The following is an 18,759-nucleotide window of genomic DNA, read 5'->3' on the forward strand; positions in this document are numbered from 1 at the left end:
ATTAAACAAACATGTGATGGTAGTAGTAAATAATGAATGAAGCGGTTCCCTCAGTTGTTGCGATTGACATTGGGACGCACAAAGTTTCAGTTTTGATTGGTAAGGTACATGCGCCAGACAATATCCAAGTGATAGGAATGGCAACTGCTCGTAACCGAGGCATGAATAAAGGAAAAATTGTAAGTCTTGATAAAGTCATTACAGCGATAAAAAATGCCGTGCAAGAAGCAGAAGATATGGCTGAATGCCGTGTCCATTCCGCGTGGGTCTCAATCCCAAGTGCCGAGTTAAAAAGCTTTTATGCATCTGGACGAACGCCAGTTGAAAATACTGACCATACAATTACAACAAGTGAAGTGGTTCGTGCATTAGAGTTGGCCAAAGCCAGCCACATGACCTCGGATCATTATTTGGTTAGTGCTGTTCCACTGGGCTTTGAGCTGGATGACTCCACTGAGTGGGTACAAAACCCAATACGGATGTCTGCCCACAGCATGATTGGTCATTATCAGTTGATGATGTTACCGATTAGCACCATGCAAAACCTTGATCGGGCCTTAAAAGGCGCGAACATCGGGGTGGAGAAACTGGTGGTGTCTTGTCTGGCAACGGCAGAAGCGAGCCTACTCAAAGATGAAAAAGAGTATGGTGTCTGTTTAGTCGATATTGGTGCAGGTACCACCAACATTGCGGTGTATTTAGATGGTCGTTTGGCCTTGACGCATACTTTGCAGCGTGGTGGCGAGCATGTCACCCGTGATATTGCTGCTGTGTTACAAACCACCACTGAAGAAGCGGAACGAATTAAATTACTCTATGGGTGTGTCGACATTAAGTCGGTTAAACCGGATCATATGATTCAGATCCAAGGGATTGATGGTCCGCAAACGATTAGTCGTATTGAGCTGACTGAAATCGTGATTGCGCGTTATGAAGAAATCTTAGGCCAAGTTCGCCAAGAACTAGAGCGTAATGGTGCGATTCATGGTTTGTATCATGGTGTGGTGTTAACTGGTGATGCTAGTCAAATCGAAGGTATGGTGACGTTGACTCGTCGTATGTTGGGTGTGTCTGCGCATTTGGGTAATCCACCTGTGCAAGTGACAGCAGATGAGCAAAATATTGCCGCACTGCGTCGCTCTCAGTATGCCACTGCCGCAGGTTTGTTGATGTTTAGTCAGAGCGAAACACAAGAAACTATAGTGGAACCAGAAGATACAGAAAAATTGTCTCTGATTAAACGCGTTGGACGTGCTTGGTCTGGACTCAATGAAAAGCTGAAATCTGTTTTTTAAGTTGAATTTTTTTGGAATATTGTTAAGAAGTTGTACAACGCATCGCTTAAACTTGACAAGCTATGGCTTGCACAGCATGCTTAAAAGCAATTTTGTTTATTAAGATCAAGGCAGTATACGGGCTTAAGTGACTGCCAATAACGAATTAGGAAATCTATAGGTCATGGCCTCATTTGAATTTTTAGAAGATGATCAAACCGATAGCAACGGTCAAGCCCGTTTTACTGTGTTTGGTGTTGGTGGTGCAGGTGGTAACGCCGTACAACACATGCTTGAGTCAGATATTCAAGGTGTAAAATTTGTATGTGCCAATACGGACAAGCAAGCGCTAGACCGTATGAATGCACAATTCAAAATCCAGTTGGGTGAGCAAAGTACTCGTGGACTAGGTGCCGGTGCCAATCCAAATGTAGGTCAAGCCGCGGCTGAAGAAAGTCGTGACTTGATTCGTCAACACCTTGAAGGCACTGATATGGTGTTTGTCACTGCCGGCATGGGCGGTGGTACAGGTACAGGTGCTGCGCCAGTGGTTGCTGAAATTGCCAAAGAAATGGGTATTTTAACCGTAGGTGTGGTAACGACACCGTTTAACTTTGAAGGTAAACGTCGTCTTCAGTCTGCTGAGCAAGGTATTGAAGCATTAGAAGCACATGTAGATTCTTTAATCATCATTCCAAACCAACGTTTGTTAAAAGTTTTCCGTGACATCTCAATGAAAGATGCCTACAAAAAAGCGGATGATGTCTTATTAAATGCGGTCCGTAGTATCTTTGATTTGGTGGTACGCCCAGGTCATATTAACCTTGACTTTGCTGACTTGAAAACTGCGATGAGCACACGTGGTTATGCCATGATGGGTGCAGGTTTAGGTCGTGGTGAAAACCGTGCACGCCAAGCAGCTGAACAAGCGATCCGTAGTCCATTGCTAGATAATGTCACCATTATGAATGCCAAAGGGATTCTGATTAATGTGACGGGTGGTGATGACGTCACGTTTGGCGAAATCGAAGAAATTACCGACGTTGTGAATCAAATTGTCGATTTAGACGAAGGCCAAGTCTTCTACGGCACAGTATTTGATCCAGATGCGCGTGATGAAATCAGTGTCACTGTCATTGCAACAGGTTTGACTCGAAATTCAGCAGATTCTGCTGAGCCAGTGAAGCGTCCAAATGCACATGTGCAGGTAGCACAACATGGGCATGCAACGCAAGCGGTTGTTGAAGATGATGATGTGCCTGCAATCCAGCGTCAGAACCAAGACGTGGCTGCTGCAGCAAGCTCTGCATCGACAGTGAGTGCTGCACGTCCAACACCAATGAGTATTCAAGATTACTTGAAAAATCAACAACGTAAGTAGTGTTTGTCGATGTGGTTAAGCCACATGTGATAAAGAAAAGGTAGTCTATGACTACCTTTTTGTTTTTTATCAATGGCTAAATATGCTAACGTATAGCGGTTTAGTGGTGAGATGATATGAAACATGTTGAAACAAAGAACTCTACAACGTGTCGTTAAAGCAAGCGGCATTGGTTTGCATAGTGGTCAAAAAGTCTTAATTAACTTTGTGCCACATCATGCGGACGGAGGAATTGTGTTTCGTCGTATCGATCTCAATCCACCAGTCGACATTCGTGCAAATGCGATGTTGATTCAAGAAGCCTTCATGTGTTCAAACTTGGTGCAAGAAGATGCCAAAGTCGGTACGATTGAACATGTTATGAGTGCAATTGCAGGTCTAGGTATTGATAACTTGATCATTGAAGTGTCTGCCTCTGAAGTCCCAATTATGGATGGCAGTGCAGGTCCGTTTATTTACTTGCTCATGCAAGGTGGCCTCAAAGAATTGGATGCCCCTAAAAAATTTATAAAAATACTCAAACCTGTTGAAGCTCTCATTGACGACAAACGCGCCATTTTCCGCCCGCATGAAGGTTTTCAACTCAATTTCACTATTGACTTCGATCATCCTGCTTTTAAGAAAGAATATCAGTCTGCCACTATCGATTTTTCAACCGAAACCTTTGTTTATGAAGTCAGCGAAGCCCGTACTTTTGGTTTTATGAAAGATTTGGACTATCTCAAAGCCAATAATCTCGCTTTGGGGGCAAGTTTAGACAATGCCATTGGCGTCGATGAAACCGGTGTGGTGAATGAAGAAGGTTTACGCTTCTCAGATGAATTTGTTCGTCACAAAATATTAGATGCGGTGGGGGATCTTTACTTGCTCGGTCACCAAATTATTGCCAAATTTGATGGATATAAGTCTGGGCATGCTTTGAATAATCAATTATTGCGCAATGTCCAAAGTGATCCAAGCAGCTATGAAATTGTAACATTTAATGACGAAGATCAGTGTCCAATTCCTTATGTGAGTGTGACTTAAGTCATTGTCTTTATTGTGTGATGTTATATTGTAACAAGATCAAGTGTGATGAATTTATCATTTTAAAAGCGCAATTCTGGCGCGGGTCGAGACGAGGTTACTTTTTTTTGCTTGCCAAACGGCGCATTGCTTGGCTAAGCTTAGGGTCGCTCACAAAGTCAGCAGCACCTCGAATTAAGTCTTGAGTTTCTGTGCTTAGCGATCTTGAAATAGATTGTATCTTTGCGGGTGTTTGAGAGGGGATTCTCAAGCGAACTTGGAGTTTTTGTAGGTCTTTAAACTCATCAAGTTCCGACAGTTGTGCAATATATTGTTTTTGAAGGTAACCAAGTTGACTAATCATCGCTTGATTTTCGCCGGTAATCGTCAAAATACCATATTGATAACAAACAACCTGCCACTGCTCTGGTTGCGGTAGGATAGGTTGAATCAGTTTTGTAAGTTTCTGCCATGCAGTTACTTGCTTTGAGAGAAACGTTAAGTTTCCTGTTTTTATGTGTTTTCTGGTTTGTTGAAAGAGATTCACTGGTTCGGACATACATATTTCCTTCATGTTAATGTCTTAATCTTATGCGCTTCTTTCGGTAGATATCAAGGACGAGATCACGCAAGAAACATTCGTAAGAACAGTTTTAAGAGGTTTTTTATGCATATGCGACGTATTTTGTTGGCTTTTTCTTTTGCGGCATCGGCTGCTTCAGTAGCCTTCGCTGATTTGGTAGAACTCAATACAAATAATGCATCTTCGGATCGAATTGAGCAATTGACACGCACTTTATCGGAAGGTGCTTATACCGAATCTAATGATATTGATGTTCCTGCCGAAACGAAAATGTCCGTTCAGCTCCGTGAAAAAACGGTTGAACTCAACAATGCTTCACTGGCGAAAAAATACGGTTCGGAATCCTCTGCAAAAAGTTTTTCAAATAATCCATATTCGTGGTTAGTGACACACCCGCTTCCAAGTGCACGTGTGAGCTCTAGTTATGGTGGTCGTACAATGAATGGTCGTGCTGAGCGCCACTCAGGTCTAGATCTTGCTGCGCCAAGCGGTACACCGATTTATGCGACAGGCCCGGGGATTGTGACCAAGTCAGGTTGGGGTACGGGCTATGGTCAATATGTTGAAATTAACCATGGCAATGGTTACATCACGCGCTATGCCCATGCATCACGTTTAATTGCTCGTGTTGGTGACCGTGTAGACGCTGGTGAACATATTGCCAATGTCGGATGTACAGGTCGTTGTACTGGCCCACATTTACACTATGAAGTAGTGAAAGATGGTCAACGCAAGAACCCATCGACTTATTTAGCAATGTTGCCTTAATCCGATTTGATCGATGATCCGAACTTACCGTTGGTCTGATGCTTGAAAAAGGAATACAGCTCTGACGAAATCTAAGTTAGCATCAAAAAACAGCATTAAATGTATAAAAAACCGCCTAAATTGGCGGTTTTTTGTTATCTTGGGTAACGAATGGTCAATGACTATTTAGTTGCTAAATAGTATGGCTCAGCCATATTCAGCTGTAGCGATACTCTTATAGGACGAAAGTATGATACATATTAGCGTATAAGATTAGGATATCGAAATAGGTGAATTATGGCGTTTTATGGTGATACTGACGCGCAAGAAACGCAAGAGTGGCAAGATGCGTTTGACTCCGTTTTACAACACATGGGGACTGAGCGTGCAGCTTTTCTACTAGAAAAACTGTATCAACAAGCAATCGCTAAACATGTCCCTATTCAGCGTTTAAACACGCCTTATTTAAATACAATTTCAGTGGCTGAAGAACCTGCAATGCCAGGCGATCAAGACATGGAGCGTCGTATACGTGCATTGATTCGTTGGAATGCGCTAGCGATGGTACTCCGTGCCAATAAAACGGGTGATGACTTAGGTGGTCACTTGGCAAGTTTTGCATCTTCAGCAACATTATATGATGTCGGTTTTAACCACTTTTTCCGTGCCAATAACGACAACTTTGGCGGGGATATGATCTATTATCAAGGTCACTGTGCGCCAGGTATTTATGCGCGTTCGTTCCTTGAAGGTCGTTTGACTGAAGAGCATCTAAACAATTTCCGTCGCGAAGTGGACGGTGTTGGCTTACCTTCTTATCCGCATCCATACTTAATGCCTGATTATTGGCAGTTCCCAACGGTATCGATGGGTCTTGGCCCAATCATGTCGATTTACCAAGCACATATTCAAAAATATTTGATGAACCGTGGTTTGATTAAAGAAGAAAATCGCAAAGTTTGGGCATACCTTGGCGATGGCGAGATGGATGAGCCAGAAAGCACAGGTGCAATTTCACTTGCGGGTCGTGAAAAATTAGACAATCTCATTTGGGTTGTAAACTGTAACTTACAGCGTCTGGATGGCCCAGTACGTGGTAACGGTAAAATTATTCAAGAATTAGAATCTTTATTCCGTGGTGCGGGCTGGCGTGTCATTAAAGTGGTTTGGGGCCGTCATTGGGACCCACTACTGGCTAAAGACAAAACTGGTGCTTTAAAGTCGGTTATGGAAGAAACACTGGATGGCGAATACCAACGCTTACAAGTGAAGGGTGGTGCATATGCACGCGAAAAATTCTTTGGTAAATACCCAGAAGCGGCTGAGTTGATTAAAGACTTAAGCGATGAAGATATTGATAATCTAAATCGTGGTGGTCATGACCCGTACAAAGTTTTTGCAGCCTATGCAGAAGCATGTACAGCCAAAGGTCAACCAACTGTAATCTTAGCGAAAACTGTTAAAGGTTATGGCTTGTCTGATGAAATTGAAGCGGTCAATAAAACGCACCAAATCAAAAAGATGCAGATTGATTCGTTGAAATACGTGCGTAACCGTTTCAACTTGCCATTTACCGATGAGCAATTAGAAGAAGTGCCTTTCTATCGTCCAAGCGAAAACTCGCCTGAATTGAAATATATGAAAGCACGTCGTGAAGCACTAGGTGGTTACTTACCTGCACGTCGTAAAGAAAGTGAACAGTTGGCTATTCCAGAACTTTCTGTCTTTGATGCAGTATTAAAAGGCTCACAAGGCAAAGAACAATCAACCACCATGGTAATGGTTCGTTTAATCGCTGCATTGTTAAAAGAAAAAGCCATTAAAGACCGTGTTGTTCCTATTGTTCCAGATGAAGCACGTACTTTTGGTCTAGAAGGTATGTTCCGTCAGTTAGGTATTTATGCAGCCAATGGTCAGCATTACACGCCTGAAGACCAAGAACAGTTGATGCATTACCGTGAAGCAAAAGATGGTCATATGCTTCAAGAAGGCATTAACGAAGCAGGTGCAATGAGCGCTTGGGCAGCATTGGCAACCAGTTATTCAACCAATAACTTACCCATGATTCCAATGTACATGTACTACTCTATGTTTGGTTTTCAACGTATTGGCGACATTGCATGGGCTGCAGGTGATGCACAAGCACAAGGTTTCTTATTGGGTGCAACAGCAGGTCGTACCACGCTAAATGGTGAAGGTTTACAACACCAAGATGGTCACTCGCATATTTTAGCCAATACGATTCCGAACTGTGTGTCGTATGACCCATGTTTTGGTTATGAATTAGCAGTTATTGTGCATGATGGTTTACAACGCATGTATGTGAACCAAGAGCGTATTTTCTATTACTTAACGGTAATGAACGAAAACTACGAGCATCCTGAAATGCCACAAGGTGCTGAAGAAGGCATTAAACGTGGTATGTACTTACTTCAAAAAGATGAAAAAGCCTCTGTTCAGTTGATGGGTTCAGGTGTAATTCTGCGTGAAGTCATTAAAGCTGCTCAAATCTTACGTGATGAATACCAAATCCATTCAAATGTATTTAGCGTCACAAGTTTCAATGAACTTGCACGTGATGGTATGGCATGTGAAGAATACAACCGCTTGCATCCAATGAGCGAGAATGTGAAAGAGGCTTGGGTGACTGAGCAATTGCGCGGTACAGAAGGTATCGTGGTTTCTGCAACAGATCATATGCGTGCTTATAGCGAACAAATTCGTGCATATCTTCCAGACAACCGTCCATTCGTAGCATTGGGTACAGATGGTTATGGTCGTTCAGATTCACGCGCTAAATTACGTAGTTACTTTGGTGTAGATGCAGCTCACATTGTTGTTGCCACACTGAAAAAATTGGCTGATGAAGGTGAAGTGGATGCACGCTTAGTGAAAGATGCCATCTCTACATTTGAATTAGATACAGATCGTCCAGTAGCTTGGGCTCCTCAAGCAACGCCATCTGTACACGCTGTAGCTGACTACAAAGAGGAGAAATAAGTATGCAAATTACAACTCCTGATATTGGTGTAGATAAAGCCGTTGTTGCTGAAATTTTGGTCAAAGTTGGCGATACCATTGCGGTTGATGACAGTGTCGTTCTATTAGAATCAGACAAAGCATCTGTTGAAGTGCCTAGCACTTCAGCAGGCGTGGTGAAGAGCATCCTGGTGAACTTAGGTGACTCGGTTGCTGAAGGTGCAGCGCTGATTGAGCTGGAAGCCGAGGGACAAACTGAAGCGCCAGCAGTACAAGCACAGGCTGACGTTGTACAAGCTGAAGAAAAGACTGCACCCGCTGCTGTTGCTGAAACGGTTGCACCCGCTGCGACTACAGCATCACAAGTGATTGATGTACAAGTACCAGACATTGGTGTGGAAAAAGCAACCGTTGGTGAAATTTTGGTGTCGGTTGGCGATCAAATTGACGTTGATCAAAGCATCCTTGTGGTTGAGTCAGACAAAGCGACTGTGGAAGTCCCGAGTACGATTTCAGGCACAGTGGAATCAATTAGCGTTCAAGTTGGTGACAGTGTTAAAGAAGGCGTAGTGATCCTGACTGTAAAAACAGCAGCGTCAGTTGCACCAGTGACTGCTGAGCCTACGCCAGTTGTAGCACCTCAAACGACTGAAGCTCAGCCTGCTGAAGCGGCGCCACAAGCTGCTGCTGCGCCTGCAGGTGCGGTTGAAATTGCAGTGCCTGACTTGGGTGTAGACAAAGCGGCTGTTGCTGAAATTTTGGTGTCAGTAGGTGATACGGTTGAAAAAGACCAAAGTATCATCGTGGTTGAATCAGACAAAGCAACGGTTGAAGTACCAAGTACAACAGCGGGTGTGATTAAAGCCATTCATGTTGCATTGGGACAAAATGTATCGGAAGGTGTGGCTTTGGTGACCATTGAGGCTGAGGGTCAAGCCCCTGCACCAGTGGCTCAAGCGGTTGTTCAGACACCAGCAAAACCTACAGCAGCTCCAGCTGCAACTACACCAATGGTGGCATCTACTGTACAAGTTGCACCAGCAGCTCAAGGTGTAGATAAGCTGACCAAAGAACAAAATGCAGCCAATGCTAAAGTTTACGCGGGTCCTGCGGTACGTAAACTGGCGCGTGAATTGGGCGTGGTGCTGGCAGAAGTAAAAGCTTCTGGGCCGCATGCGCGTTTAATGAAAGATGACCTTTTTGCTTATGTGAAAGGTCGCTTAACAGCACCGCAAACTGCACCTGCTGCGACGGTTGTTGCTGCCGCGGGCTTACCGAAACTGCCCGACTTTAGTACGTTTGGTGGTGTAGAAGAGAAAGTGCTGACACGTCTGCAACAAGTCTCTATTCCGCAGTTGTCTTTAAACAACTATATTCCGCAAGTAACTCAGTTTGATTTGGCAGATATTACTGAACTTGAAGCTTGGCGTAATGACCTTAAAGGTAACTTTAAGAAAGATGGTATTAGCTTGACCATTATGGCTTTCATTATTAAAGCTGTTGCGCATTTGCTGAAAGAAGAGCGTGATTTTGCCGGTCACTTGGCTGATGATGGCAAGTCTGTACTCTTGCGTAACGAAATCCATATGGGCATTGCTGTAGCAACACCAGATGGTTTAACCGTTCCTGTATTACGTAATCCAGACCAGAAATCGATTAAAGACATTGCGGTGGAGCTTGGTGTATTGGGTCAGAAAGCACGTGATAAGAAGCTTTCGCCGAAAGATCTACAAGGTGCAAACTTCACGATTTCAAGCTTAGGTGCAATTGGTGGTACAGCATTTACACCACTGGTGAACTGGCCGCAAGTCGCGATTTTGGGAATTTCTCCAGCGACGATGCAACCAGTATGGAATGGTCAAGGTTTTGATCCGAAACTGATGTTGCCGTTATCTCTGTCTTATGATCACCGTGTGATCAATGGGGCGGATGCAGCGCGCTTTACCAATAAGCTGACCAAGTTGTTGAAAGACATCCGTACTTTGCTGATCTGATGATCTAGCTTTTAGCCCTGCTATTCTCTTTTCTCAAAAGAGAGAAAAGCTGCTGGAAGTCTTGAAAAAAATACCTCAATAAAGACCCTGCTTCGGCAGGGTCTTTTGTATTTATAGATTGCCAAAAAACATATTTTCGCCTAACATGGTGTTACTTCATTGGGGAGTAGCCGCTGTTCCTAAGAACAGGTGATGATCAACATATTTGCTCTAAAACGAGCATGGTCATCATAGCAAAGAACCAAATGAGCTTCTAAAGAGCTTTCTTTTGTTGGCAAGACCTTTGATTTACCACTCTGCAGATTTTTGGCTAGCAGGAGCGGTGAGTCATTGGTATTTGTTATGCTAGCCAGAGAAAGACATCATGTATGAATTCCTCCTCTCCACAGCCATCGTGGCTTTAGCTGAAATGGGCGATAAGACCCAACTGCTTGCATTGTTACTTGCTGCACGTTTCCGTAAACCCGTCCCAATTCTATTGGCTATTTTGCTGGCGACCATTATTAACCATGGTGTCTCTGCTGTTTTAGGCCAATGGATCACCACAGTTTTAAGCCCTGATGCGCTGATCTGGATTCTCTCGATTGGTTTCATTGCTATGGCAGGTTGGATGTTGATTCCTGATCAGTTGGATGATGAGTCAGGCAGCATTAAGAAATGGCAGAAACTAGGGGTATTTGGCGCAACGTTTGTGTTGTTCTTTTTGGCCGAAATTGGTGATAAAACCCAAATTGCGACAGTGGCTTTAGCGGCACGTTTTGACAGTATAGTTTGGGTGATGTTGGGTACGACTTTAGGGATGATGTTGGCTAATGCGCCAGCGGTCTTTATTGGCGATAAGTTGGCGACCAAGTTGCCAATTGCCTTAATTCATAAAATTGGTGCGGCCATTTTCTTGGTCATTGGTATTGCGACACTTGTACAGCATTATTTCTTCTAATTCACCGTAGAAAATAAGAATCCCGACTTAAAAAATCGGGATTTTTTATTGAAAAATGATCTTCAATTTATTGATATATCAAATGATATTGGTCGCAAATGCATTGTAAGTTTGTGTAAATCCATATATGTTGTAGGTATTAAAAAGTCTTTTAAGAAAAACAGCATTTTGAGGGGATGGGCATGGCATTTGACCGCACAACGTCACAGGTTTTATATGATGATGGCACACATAAGTGTATTAGCTTTACCAGCTTGGTCAAAGGCGAGGGTGTACAGGCAAATCAGTTTTTAATTATTGACCATGAGCGTGCTGCGGTCTTAGATCCGGGTGGTGATTTAACCTATGTGCCGCTGACCATGGAGTTGAATAAATATACGCGTTTGACCAATCTTGATTTTGTGATGGCCTCACACCAAGACCCCGACATTATTACCTCAATGCCGCGTTGGTTGGTCTATACCGAAGCGAAAGTGGTGGCTTCTAAACTTTGGGCACGCTTTTTACCTCACTTGAACTCTGCCTTTATGAGTGAGCGGATGAAAGGTAACTGGCTGGATCGTTTAGTGGAGCTACCAGACCACGGTCAGGTGATTACGTTGGGGCAGTCTTCGATTATTGCTGTGCCTGCGCATTTTTTACATTCGGTGGGTAATTTTCAGTTTTATGACCCAATTGCCAAAATTTTATTTTCAGGCGATATGGGGGCATCGATGGTGGACGATGCCTCAAAACCTTTGGAAAACTTTGCTGCGCATATTCCTAAAATGAAAGGGTTTCATCAGCGCTATATGTGCAATAACAAAGTGATTCGTTTATGGGTCAATATGGTCCGCACGATGGATGTCGAAATGATTGTACCGCAGCATGGGACACCGTTTATTGGGCACGAGCAGATTCATCAATTTTTAGATTGGATTGAGACTTTGGAGTGCGGTACAGACTTGATGGATGAGAGTGTTTTTACCTGTCCAACTTAAGTGACAAAATAGTCGTAAATTTTGCTTGTTTGGCAACCACAATTTTTTTAATATTTTCTTCCAAAAAAAGTTTTTTGAAAATGAGAATATAAAGGATGTTGTCTCAAGTTCCAACGGAAGATGCCTGTTTAAGCTGCGGGGCATGTTGTGCCTTTTTTAGAGTCTCATTTTACTGGGCTGAAGGCATCTCCATGCCTGAACATTACACAGAACCAGTGACGGCTGTGTATTCATGCATGGTTGGAACTAATCAAGCCAGTCCACGCTGTATCGCACTGCAAGGCACCATTGGTGAGCACGTGAGTTGTGGGATGTATGAACAGCGTAGCTCTTCATGTAAAGAAGTTCAAATTGCTGATGATCAATGCAACAAAGCGCGACGTGCGCACAATATGATTCCATTTGTGCAATTGGAAGCGAGCATTGCAGTCAATGATGAAGGTTTTGATCAAGTGTGTTAATCAGTAAAAGCAGAGTCAAGGCTCTGCTTTTTGAGTTTTTGAAAGTAAATCAAATCCATCTCAAAACAAGAAATAAAAAAATAAATTTTCAATTGAAATGAAATTTAAGTTCATATTTGTTTATAATAGCGCACGGAAATTACCAGTGAGACTGCCATGTTGACCATCGTTCAAGACGCGTTAACTTTTGATGATGTCCTATTACTCCCTGCCTATTCTACTGTTCTCCCAAAAGATGTCTCATTAAAGACACGATTCACGTGCGGCATTAATTTAAATATCCCCCTTGTTTCAGCAGCAATGGATACGGTGACTGAATCACGTATGGCGATTGCGATGGCGCAAAACGGTGGTATTGGTATTTTGCACAAGAACATGGATATTGCTGCACAAGCTGCAGAAGTCCGTCGTGTGAAAAAATTTGAAGCAGGAATGGTTAAAGATCCAATTACTGTGACACCTGAAACTACAGTGCGCGAATTGATCTCGATTACTCAAGCCAACAACATCAGCGGTGTGCCTGTTGTGAAAGATGGCAAAGTGGTCGGTATTGTCACAGGTCGCGATACACGCTTTGAAACAAACCTTGAGCAACCTGTAAGTAACATCATGACCGGCCAAGACCGCCTTGTGACTGTTCGTGAAGGTGAGTCGAAAGAAAATATTCAAGCATTGCTACAAAAGCATCGCATTGAAAAAGTTTTGGTTGTTGGTGAACACAACGAACTTAAAGGTTTAATTACAGTCACTGACTTCCGTAAAGCGGAAAGCTATCCAAGCAGCTGTAAAGATGACCTTGGTCGCTTACGCGTAGGTGCTGCAGTTGGTACAGGTGTAGAAACACCAAGCCGTGTCGAAGCTTTGGTTGAAGCGGGTGTAGATGCGATTGTCGTGGATACGGCGCATGGTCACTCTGCGGGTGTGATCGAGCGTGTACGTTGGGTGAAAGCGAATTACCCACAAGTCCAAGTGATTGGTGGTAATATTGCAACAGGTGATGCTGCATTAGCACTCCTTGATGCAGGCGCAGATGCGGTCAAAGTCGGTATCGGCCCAGGTTCAATTTGTACCACGCGTATTGTGGCGGGTATTGGTATGCCGCAGATTTCTGCGATTGATAGCGTTGCCAATGCACTGAAAGATCAAATTCCATTGATCGCCGATGGTGGTATTCGTTTCTCTGGCGACATGGCGAAAGCGATTGGCGCGGGTGCGAGTACGATTATGGTTGGTTCACTCCTTGCTGGGACTGAAGAAGCGCCAGGTGAAGTGGAATTCTTCCAAGGTCGTTACTATAAAGCGTATCGTGGTATGGGTTCATTGGGCGCGATGGCAGGAGCAACAGGTTCTGCGGATCGTTATTTCCAAGACTCTAAAGCAGGTGCTGAGAAACTTGTTCCTGAAGGGATCGAAGGTCGTGTGCCATACAAAGGGCCAATGGGTAACATCGTGCACCAAATGATGGGCGGTTTACGTTCTTCTATGGGTTATACGGGTTCATCTGTGATTGAAGATCTTCGTCAAAATGCGAAGTTTGTGAAAATTACTTCGGCAGGTATGTCTGAGTCACATGTTCATGACGTAACGATTACCAAAGAAGCACCAAACTATCGCGTTGGCTAATAAAGTTATACGAATTGTTGAATGTAAAAGCCGTCATTTTTATGACGGCTTTTTCGTTTTGGTGTAAAGTGTCGTGAGTAAAAAAGTGATGATTTAGATCACCATTAAGAAGTGAGTAGAACATGAGTTATTTTGGTACCGATGGTATTCGCGGTAAGTTTGGCGTCCTCCCTATTACCCCTGAATTTGCCCTTAAATTAGGCTTTGCCGCAGGGAAAGTTTTAAAACGCCACAGTAAAAAATCAAAACCATTGGTAGTACTCGGAAAAGATACACGTTTATCCGGTTATATTTTAGAGTCGGCATTGCAAGCAGGTTTAAATGCGGCAGGGGTTTATGTACATTTATTGGGCCCATTACCAACCCCAGCGATTGCACATTTGACCCGTGCTTTACATGCAAGTTTGGGCATTGTGATTTCAGCATCACATAATCCTTATTTTGATAATGGGATCAAGTTCTTTTCCAGTGAAGGTAAGAAACTACCAGATGCTATTCAAGAAGAAATTAATCAGGAACTTGAAAAAGAATTAGTGATTGAAGACACGGCAAACTTAGGTAAAAGTGTCCGCGTAAAAGATGCCAATGGCCGCTATATTGAATTTTGTAAATCCACATTTCCATACCATTTAGACTTGAATGATTTAACCATTGTGGTGGATTGCGCCAATGGTGCTGCATATAACGTGGGTCCATCGGTCTTTCGTGAGCTCGGCGCCAAGGTCATTGCCATTCATAATGAGCCTAACGGTGTAAATATCAATGAGCAATGTGGTTCGACCCATCCTGAGCATTTGCAGCAACTCGTAGTGAAGCATAAGGCTGATTTGGGCATCGCCTTTGATGGGGATGCGGACCGCGTTATTTTGGTGGATAAAGATGGCAAGCTGATTGATGGCGACCATATTTTATATATCTTGGCGACACAAAGTGCTAAAAAGCCTGCTGGAATAGTGGGCACCTTGATGTCAAACATGGCTTTAGAGTTGGCATTGGATAAAGCGGGTGTAGCGCTATTACGTGCTAAAGTGGGGGATCGTTATGTCCTACAAGGTCTAGAAGAAAAAGGCTGGGTGATTGGCGGTGAGCCATCAGGACATATCTTAACCTTGGATAAAAGTACCACTGGTGATGCCATTATTGCGGCTCTACAAGTCCTTACCGTGATGGTCGAGCAGAAGAAAGCACTGCATGAATTGGTTGCTGACTTTAAGCTTCTACCGAATGTGCTGGTGAATGTACGTTTAGAGGCGATGTTTGACCCTTATGCGGTGCCTGCTTTGGTGGCTGAATTTGATAAAGCCGAGCAACAACTCAAAGGTCGTGGTCGTTTGTTGATTCGTAAATCAGGTACTGAGCCTGTGATTCGTGTCATGGTGGAAGGGGATGACCTCGATGAAGTCAGCACTTTAGCCCATACATTGGCTGATGCTGTACGTGCGAATGCAGCTTAATAGGGAGTGAAGAAATGAGTGATTTAATTAAAGATCTCAGTGAGCTTCGTTTAAGTTATCAAAAAGGCGAGCTGCATGAAGATCGAGTAGAAACCCATCCACATGCTCAGTTCTTACTTTGGTTTAATCATGCTTTAGAAGCACAACTGCACGAACCCTATGCCATGTCATTGGCGACAGCGAGTGCGCAGGGTCGTCCACATGTGCGAACGGTATTGCTACGCGGTGCAACCGAAGCAGGGTATGATTTTTATACCAATTATGACAGCCAAAAAGGCAATGATCTGGCAGAAAACCCATATGCAGAGTTATTGTTCTATTGGCAAGAGCAGGAACGTCAGATTCGTATTGGCGGTAAAGTGGTCAAAATTTCTGAAGAAGAATCGACGGACTACTATCATAAGCGGCCACGAGATAGCCAAATTGCGGCACATATCAGTACACCACAAAGTGGTGTGATTGAAAGCCGTGAAGTCTTGCAACAACGTTTTGCGCAATTGCAAAGCCAAGTTGAAGCTAAATCAGAACTGAATAAACCCCTCTTTTGGGGTGGCTACCGTCTCGAGCCTGACTACTATGAGTTTTGGCAAGGGCGACCAAACCGTTTGCATGACCGTTTAAGCTATGAAAAACAGCACGATGTTTGGGTGTTGAAGCGTTTGATGCCATAAATGTCATCCATTCAAATTAAGCAAAGACCCTTCATTAGCCGTCCTGAATTATTTCAGGATGTTCCTGCGTTTATTGCAGAAATTTTAGCTCGTCGTGGTGTAGCGTCAGCACAAGAACTGGAATTAAAGCTTAAGCATCTACTAGCACCTAATATGAAAGGCTTAAACGAAGCTATTCAGTTGATAGATGCTGCAATGGATCAGCATCACAAAATTGTCATTGTCGGCGATTATGATGCAGATGGTGCAACCAGTACGGCCTTGATGGTCTTGGCTTTGCGAGAGATGGGGGCACAGGTAGAGTATCTGGTTCCAGACCGCTTTAAATATGGTTATGGCTTAACGCCTGCGATTGCGGATTTAGCATTTACCAGCTTTACACCTGATTTATTGATTACGGTTGATAATGGTATTTCCAGTCATGATGGCGTGAAACAAGCGCAAGATCATGGCATGCAGGTGATTATTACCGATCACCATTTGACGACCAAACCGACTCCCAGTGCCCAAGCGGTAGTGAATCCGAACCAGTTGGGGTGTGATTTTCCAAGTAAAGCCTTAGCTGGGGTGGGCGTGGCCTTTTATGTCTTGGCCAACTTATCGACCTATCGTAAAAAACTGCATAAGTCCTCGGCACTCATGAGTCAGTATTTGGATTTGGTGGCCTTAGGCACCTATGCCGATGTTGCGAGTCTTGACTATAACAATCGCATCTTGGTCGATGTCGGGCTGAAGCGCATTCAACAGCATTTATGTCGTCCTGGCATCAGCGCTCTACTGGAGATTGCAGGTCGAGAGGCTGTAACTTTAAAAGCGCAAGATTTGGGGTTTGTACTGGGACCACGGATTAATGCGGCAGGTCGTATGGAAACCATGGATATCGGGATTGAATGTCTATTGGCACAGGACTTTGCCTCTGCCTATCCATTGGCAGAACAACTGAATCAGTTGAATGTGGAAAGGCGTCAGGTTGAAGCGACGATGAAACAAGAGGCCTTAATAGCCTTGGATCAAATTCAACTGGATGATACGGTCTTACCTGCGGCTTTAATTATGTTTGAGCCGCATTGGCATCAAGGGGTGATTGGCATTGTTGCGGGGCGCTTAAAAGAACAGTTTCATCGTCCGAGTATTGTGTTTGCTGCAGATGAAGATGGGATACACATCAAAGGTTCTGCCCGTTCGATTGAAGGAATCCATATCCGCGATGCCATTGAGTGTGTTGCTGAGCAATATCCACATTTGGTCAGCCACTTTGGTGGGCATGCTGCGGCAGCGGGTTTAACCATTCAAAAAGTCCATTTTGAAGAGTTTAAGCAGGCCTTTGAAGTACTGATGGCAGCTCAGGATGAAGGTCTATTTACGGCGACTTTATGGACCGATGGTGAGTTAGCAGCAGAAAATATTCAGGTTGAAACGGTCGATCTGCTGCAGCAGATTAGTCCATGGGGGCAAAAGTTTCCAGCGCCTATTTTTGAAGGAAATTTTCAAATTTTAGATTTTCGCTGGCTGAAAGAAGTGCATTTAAAATTACGTGTTGCTTTAGACAATGGACAGGTCGTGGATGCCATTGCTTTTAATGCGGTGGACAAATACCAGTTCAATGAAATGAACCATCAAATTCGTTTGGTCTATGAGCTGGATAAAAATGAATTTCGTGGCAATGTCAGCGTACAACTTCGCATTTTGCATTTAGAACAACACTAAAAAAACCGCTCTATAGAGCGGTTTTTTTACTTTTAATGCAAGGGATTAGAAGCGGAATGTACCATTGATACCGAATGAATCGATTTCATCAACTGTTGTGTAATTTACACCAACTGCAATTGTTGGGGTAAAGAATTTTTGTGCACGAACGCCAAAAACAGTTTCAGAATCATCAGCAGTTGAGTCTGCAATAGAAACGCCTACACTTAAAGTTGGGTCGATATAAACATCAGCACCTAAGCGATAAGTTGTTTCATCACCAAAATAAGACAAGCCTTCAAAGTTAGTAAAATGGTTGCCAATTTGAGTGACATACTTAGCGCGTAAAGATACAGCTGTATCTTCACCTACGGTTACTTGATTTAGAAGATTTGTCATAAAGCCATAGTTTGCAACTTGAACAGGGTCTACGCTTTCATTTGCTGCACCAATAGCCAATAAAAGGCCATTGATTGGTAAGTAACCAACTTCAAGTGCATAACCAGTATTATCGTCGCCTGCAAAGTCAACCTGGTTAATAGTTCCACCCACATAGAATTGTGTATTTGGAATATAGAATTCTCCGCTCAGGCCAACGACATCAATATCTTCGTCGCCATCACCGCTAGCATTAGCATAACCTAAACCAATATTGCTAGCTTTACTTAGGAACGCTGCTTCAGCTAAAGGTGCATTTTTGACTTGAACACCATTTAAATAATATTTGCCATTAATGAAGAATGTATCTAAATCACCTTCTCCATCAAAATCAGTGTTTTCATAGCCCCCATTGATTTCAAATTGATACGCATGAGCAGTACTTAAACCAGCAAGAAGAGCAGTTGCAAGCGCGAGTTTTTTAAACATTATTGAGATTCCCTCTGTTGTAGAAATATGACTGTTTTGTTACAGTTGTTGCTGATTGTACGTAAGATACGCAGCACGTCAATGTACTATTTCTACCTAACTGCTTTATTTTAG

The 18,759-nt window shown here is 43.4% G+C and carries 15 protein-coding genes and 1 riboswitch; of the genes, 13 read left to right on the forward strand and 2 right to left on the reverse strand.

What is annotated here, in order from left to right:
• Positions 1–32 precede the first annotated feature (32 nt).
• From ftsA to lpxC, 3 genes are all read left to right on the forward strand, one after another.
• Positions 33–1,295, forward strand: a complete 1,263-nt coding sequence (ftsA, locus tag HYI04_RS00475; RefSeq protein WP_004691727.1) for a cell division protein FtsA — start codon at positions 33–35, stop codon at positions 1,293–1,295.
• 163 nt (positions 1,296–1,458) lie between these two features.
• A complete protein-coding gene (gene ftsZ, locus HYI04_RS00480) occupies positions 1,459–2,655 on the forward strand; it encodes a cell division protein FtsZ (protein WP_004691726.1) in 1,197 nt (398 codons plus the stop codon).
• A 123-nt stretch (positions 2,656–2,778) separates the two neighbouring features.
• The gene (lpxC, locus tag HYI04_RS00485; protein ID WP_062031958.1) at positions 2,779–3,681 is read left to right on the forward strand and encodes a UDP-3-O-acyl-N-acetylglucosamine deacetylase; all 903 of its coding nucleotides are present in this window, start codon (positions 2,779–2,781) and stop codon (positions 3,679–3,681) included.
• A 97-nt stretch (positions 3,682–3,778) separates the two neighbouring features.
• Here lpxC and HYI04_RS00490 read toward each other — a convergent pair whose 3' ends face one another.
• On the reverse strand, positions 3,779–4,219 hold the full coding sequence (locus HYI04_RS00490; RefSeq protein WP_058870506.1) for a hypothetical protein: 441 nt from the start codon (positions 4,217–4,219) through the stop codon (positions 3,779–3,781).
• Positions 4,220–4,327: 108 nt separating this feature from the next.
• On the opposite strand from HYI04_RS00490, the gene HYI04_RS00495 reads away from it, so the two are divergent.
• The 10 genes from HYI04_RS00495 (at position 4,328) to recJ (ending at position 17,799) form a co-directional block, all read left to right on the forward strand.
• Complete coding sequence (locus HYI04_RS00495; RefSeq protein ID WP_178895756.1) at positions 4,328–5,011, forward strand: M23 family metallopeptidase; 684 nt, start codon at positions 4,328–4,330, stop codon at positions 5,009–5,011.
• A 276-nt stretch (positions 5,012–5,287) separates the two neighbouring features.
• Positions 5,288–7,990, forward strand: a complete 2,703-nt coding sequence (gene aceE / locus HYI04_RS00500; RefSeq protein ID WP_148825325.1) for a pyruvate dehydrogenase (acetyl-transferring), homodimeric type — start codon at positions 5,288–5,290, stop codon at positions 7,988–7,990.
• Positions 7,991–7,992: 2 nt separating this feature from the next.
• Complete coding sequence (locus HYI04_RS00505; protein ID WP_178895757.1) at positions 7,993–9,963, forward strand: 2-oxo acid dehydrogenase subunit E2; 1,971 nt, start codon at positions 7,993–7,995, stop codon at positions 9,961–9,963.
• Between the two features lie 149 nt (positions 9,964–10,112).
• Positions 10,113–10,251: riboswitch (yybP-ykoY riboswitch) on the forward strand.
• Between the two features lie 76 nt (positions 10,252–10,327).
• Positions 10,328–10,903 carry a TMEM165/GDT1 family protein gene (locus HYI04_RS00510; RefSeq protein ID WP_062031969.1) on the forward strand — a complete coding sequence of 192 codons (576 nt, stop codon included), beginning with the start codon at positions 10,328–10,330 and terminating at the stop codon, positions 10,901–10,903.
• Positions 10,904–11,085: 182 nt separating this feature from the next.
• Positions 11,086–11,883 (forward strand): MBL fold metallo-hydrolase, encoded by a 798-nt coding sequence (locus HYI04_RS00515; RefSeq protein ID WP_062031972.1) that lies wholly within the window; start codon positions 11,086–11,088, stop codon positions 11,881–11,883.
• Between the two features lie 95 nt (positions 11,884–11,978).
• The gene (locus tag HYI04_RS00520; protein ID WP_062031975.1) at positions 11,979–12,344 is read left to right on the forward strand and encodes a YkgJ family cysteine cluster protein; all 366 of its coding nucleotides are present in this window, start codon (positions 11,979–11,981) and stop codon (positions 12,342–12,344) included.
• A 156-nt stretch (positions 12,345–12,500) separates the two neighbouring features.
• Complete coding sequence (gene guaB, locus HYI04_RS00525) at positions 12,501–13,967, forward strand: IMP dehydrogenase (protein ID WP_178895758.1); 1,467 nt, start codon at positions 12,501–12,503, stop codon at positions 13,965–13,967.
• Positions 13,968–14,089: 122 nt separating this feature from the next.
• Positions 14,090–15,421: a phosphoglucosamine mutase gene (gene glmM, locus HYI04_RS00530; protein ID WP_148825327.1), complete on the forward strand. Its 1,332-nt coding sequence runs from the start codon at positions 14,090–14,092 to the stop codon at positions 15,419–15,421.
• Positions 15,422–15,435: 14 nt separating this feature from the next.
• Positions 15,436–16,092 (forward strand): pyridoxamine 5'-phosphate oxidase, encoded by a 657-nt coding sequence (gene pdxH, locus HYI04_RS00535; RefSeq protein WP_159152732.1) that lies wholly within the window; start codon positions 15,436–15,438, stop codon positions 16,090–16,092.
• Positions 16,093–17,799: a single-stranded-DNA-specific exonuclease RecJ gene (gene recJ, locus HYI04_RS00540; RefSeq protein WP_159152731.1), complete on the forward strand. Its 1,707-nt coding sequence runs from the start codon at positions 16,093–16,095 to the stop codon at positions 17,797–17,799.
• A gap of 45 nt (positions 17,800–17,844) precedes the next feature.
• Here the strand turns inward: recJ and HYI04_RS00545 are convergent, their stop codons facing one another.
• A complete protein-coding gene (locus HYI04_RS00545) occupies positions 17,845–18,645 on the reverse strand; it encodes a putative porin (protein ID WP_159152730.1) in 801 nt (266 codons plus the stop codon).
• Positions 18,646–18,759 lie beyond the last annotated feature (114 nt).

It is taken from the genome of Acinetobacter sp. SwsAc2 (genome assembly GCF_013391465.1).
GTDB classification, from domain to species: Bacteria; Pseudomonadota; Gammaproteobacteria; order Pseudomonadales; family Moraxellaceae; genus Acinetobacter; species Acinetobacter johnsonii.

Coding starts and splice junctions, on each gene's coding strand:
- HYI04_RS00520 (WP_062031975.1), top strand. CDS start 11,979: ATGTTGTCTCAAGTTCCAACGGAAGATGCCTGTTTAAGCTGCGGGGCA.
- guaB (WP_178895758.1), top strand. CDS start 12,501: ATGTTGACCATCGTTCAAGACGCGTTAACTTTTGATGATGTCCTATTA.
- lpxC (WP_062031958.1), top strand. CDS start 2,779: ATGTTGAAACAAAGAACTCTACAACGTGTCGTTAAAGCAAGCGGCATT.
- HYI04_RS00495 (WP_178895756.1), top strand. CDS start 4,328: ATGCATATGCGACGTATTTTGTTGGCTTTTTCTTTTGCGGCATCGGCT.
- ftsZ (WP_004691726.1), top strand. CDS start 1,459: ATGGCCTCATTTGAATTTTTAGAAGATGATCAAACCGATAGCAACGGT.
- HYI04_RS00505 (WP_178895757.1), top strand. CDS start 7,993: ATGCAAATTACAACTCCTGATATTGGTGTAGATAAAGCCGTTGTTGCT.
- HYI04_RS00545 (WP_159152730.1), bottom strand. CDS start 18,645: ATGTTTAAAAAACTCGCGCTTGCAACTGCTCTTCTTGCTGGTTTAAGT.
- HYI04_RS00515 (WP_062031972.1), top strand. CDS start 11,086: ATGGCATTTGACCGCACAACGTCACAGGTTTTATATGATGATGGCACA.
- ftsA (WP_004691727.1), top strand. CDS start 33: ATGAATGAAGCGGTTCCCTCAGTTGTTGCGATTGACATTGGGACGCAC.
- HYI04_RS00510 (WP_062031969.1), top strand. CDS start 10,328: ATGTATGAATTCCTCCTCTCCACAGCCATCGTGGCTTTAGCTGAAATG.
- pdxH (WP_159152732.1), top strand. CDS start 15,436: ATGAGTGATTTAATTAAAGATCTCAGTGAGCTTCGTTTAAGTTATCAA.
- aceE (WP_148825325.1), top strand. CDS start 5,288: ATGGCGTTTTATGGTGATACTGACGCGCAAGAAACGCAAGAGTGGCAA.
- HYI04_RS00490 (WP_058870506.1), bottom strand. CDS start 4,219: ATGTCCGAACCAGTGAATCTCTTTCAACAAACCAGAAAACACATAAAA.
- glmM (WP_148825327.1), top strand. CDS start 14,090: ATGAGTTATTTTGGTACCGATGGTATTCGCGGTAAGTTTGGCGTCCTC.
- recJ (WP_159152731.1), top strand. CDS start 16,093: ATGTCATCCATTCAAATTAAGCAAAGACCCTTCATTAGCCGTCCTGAA.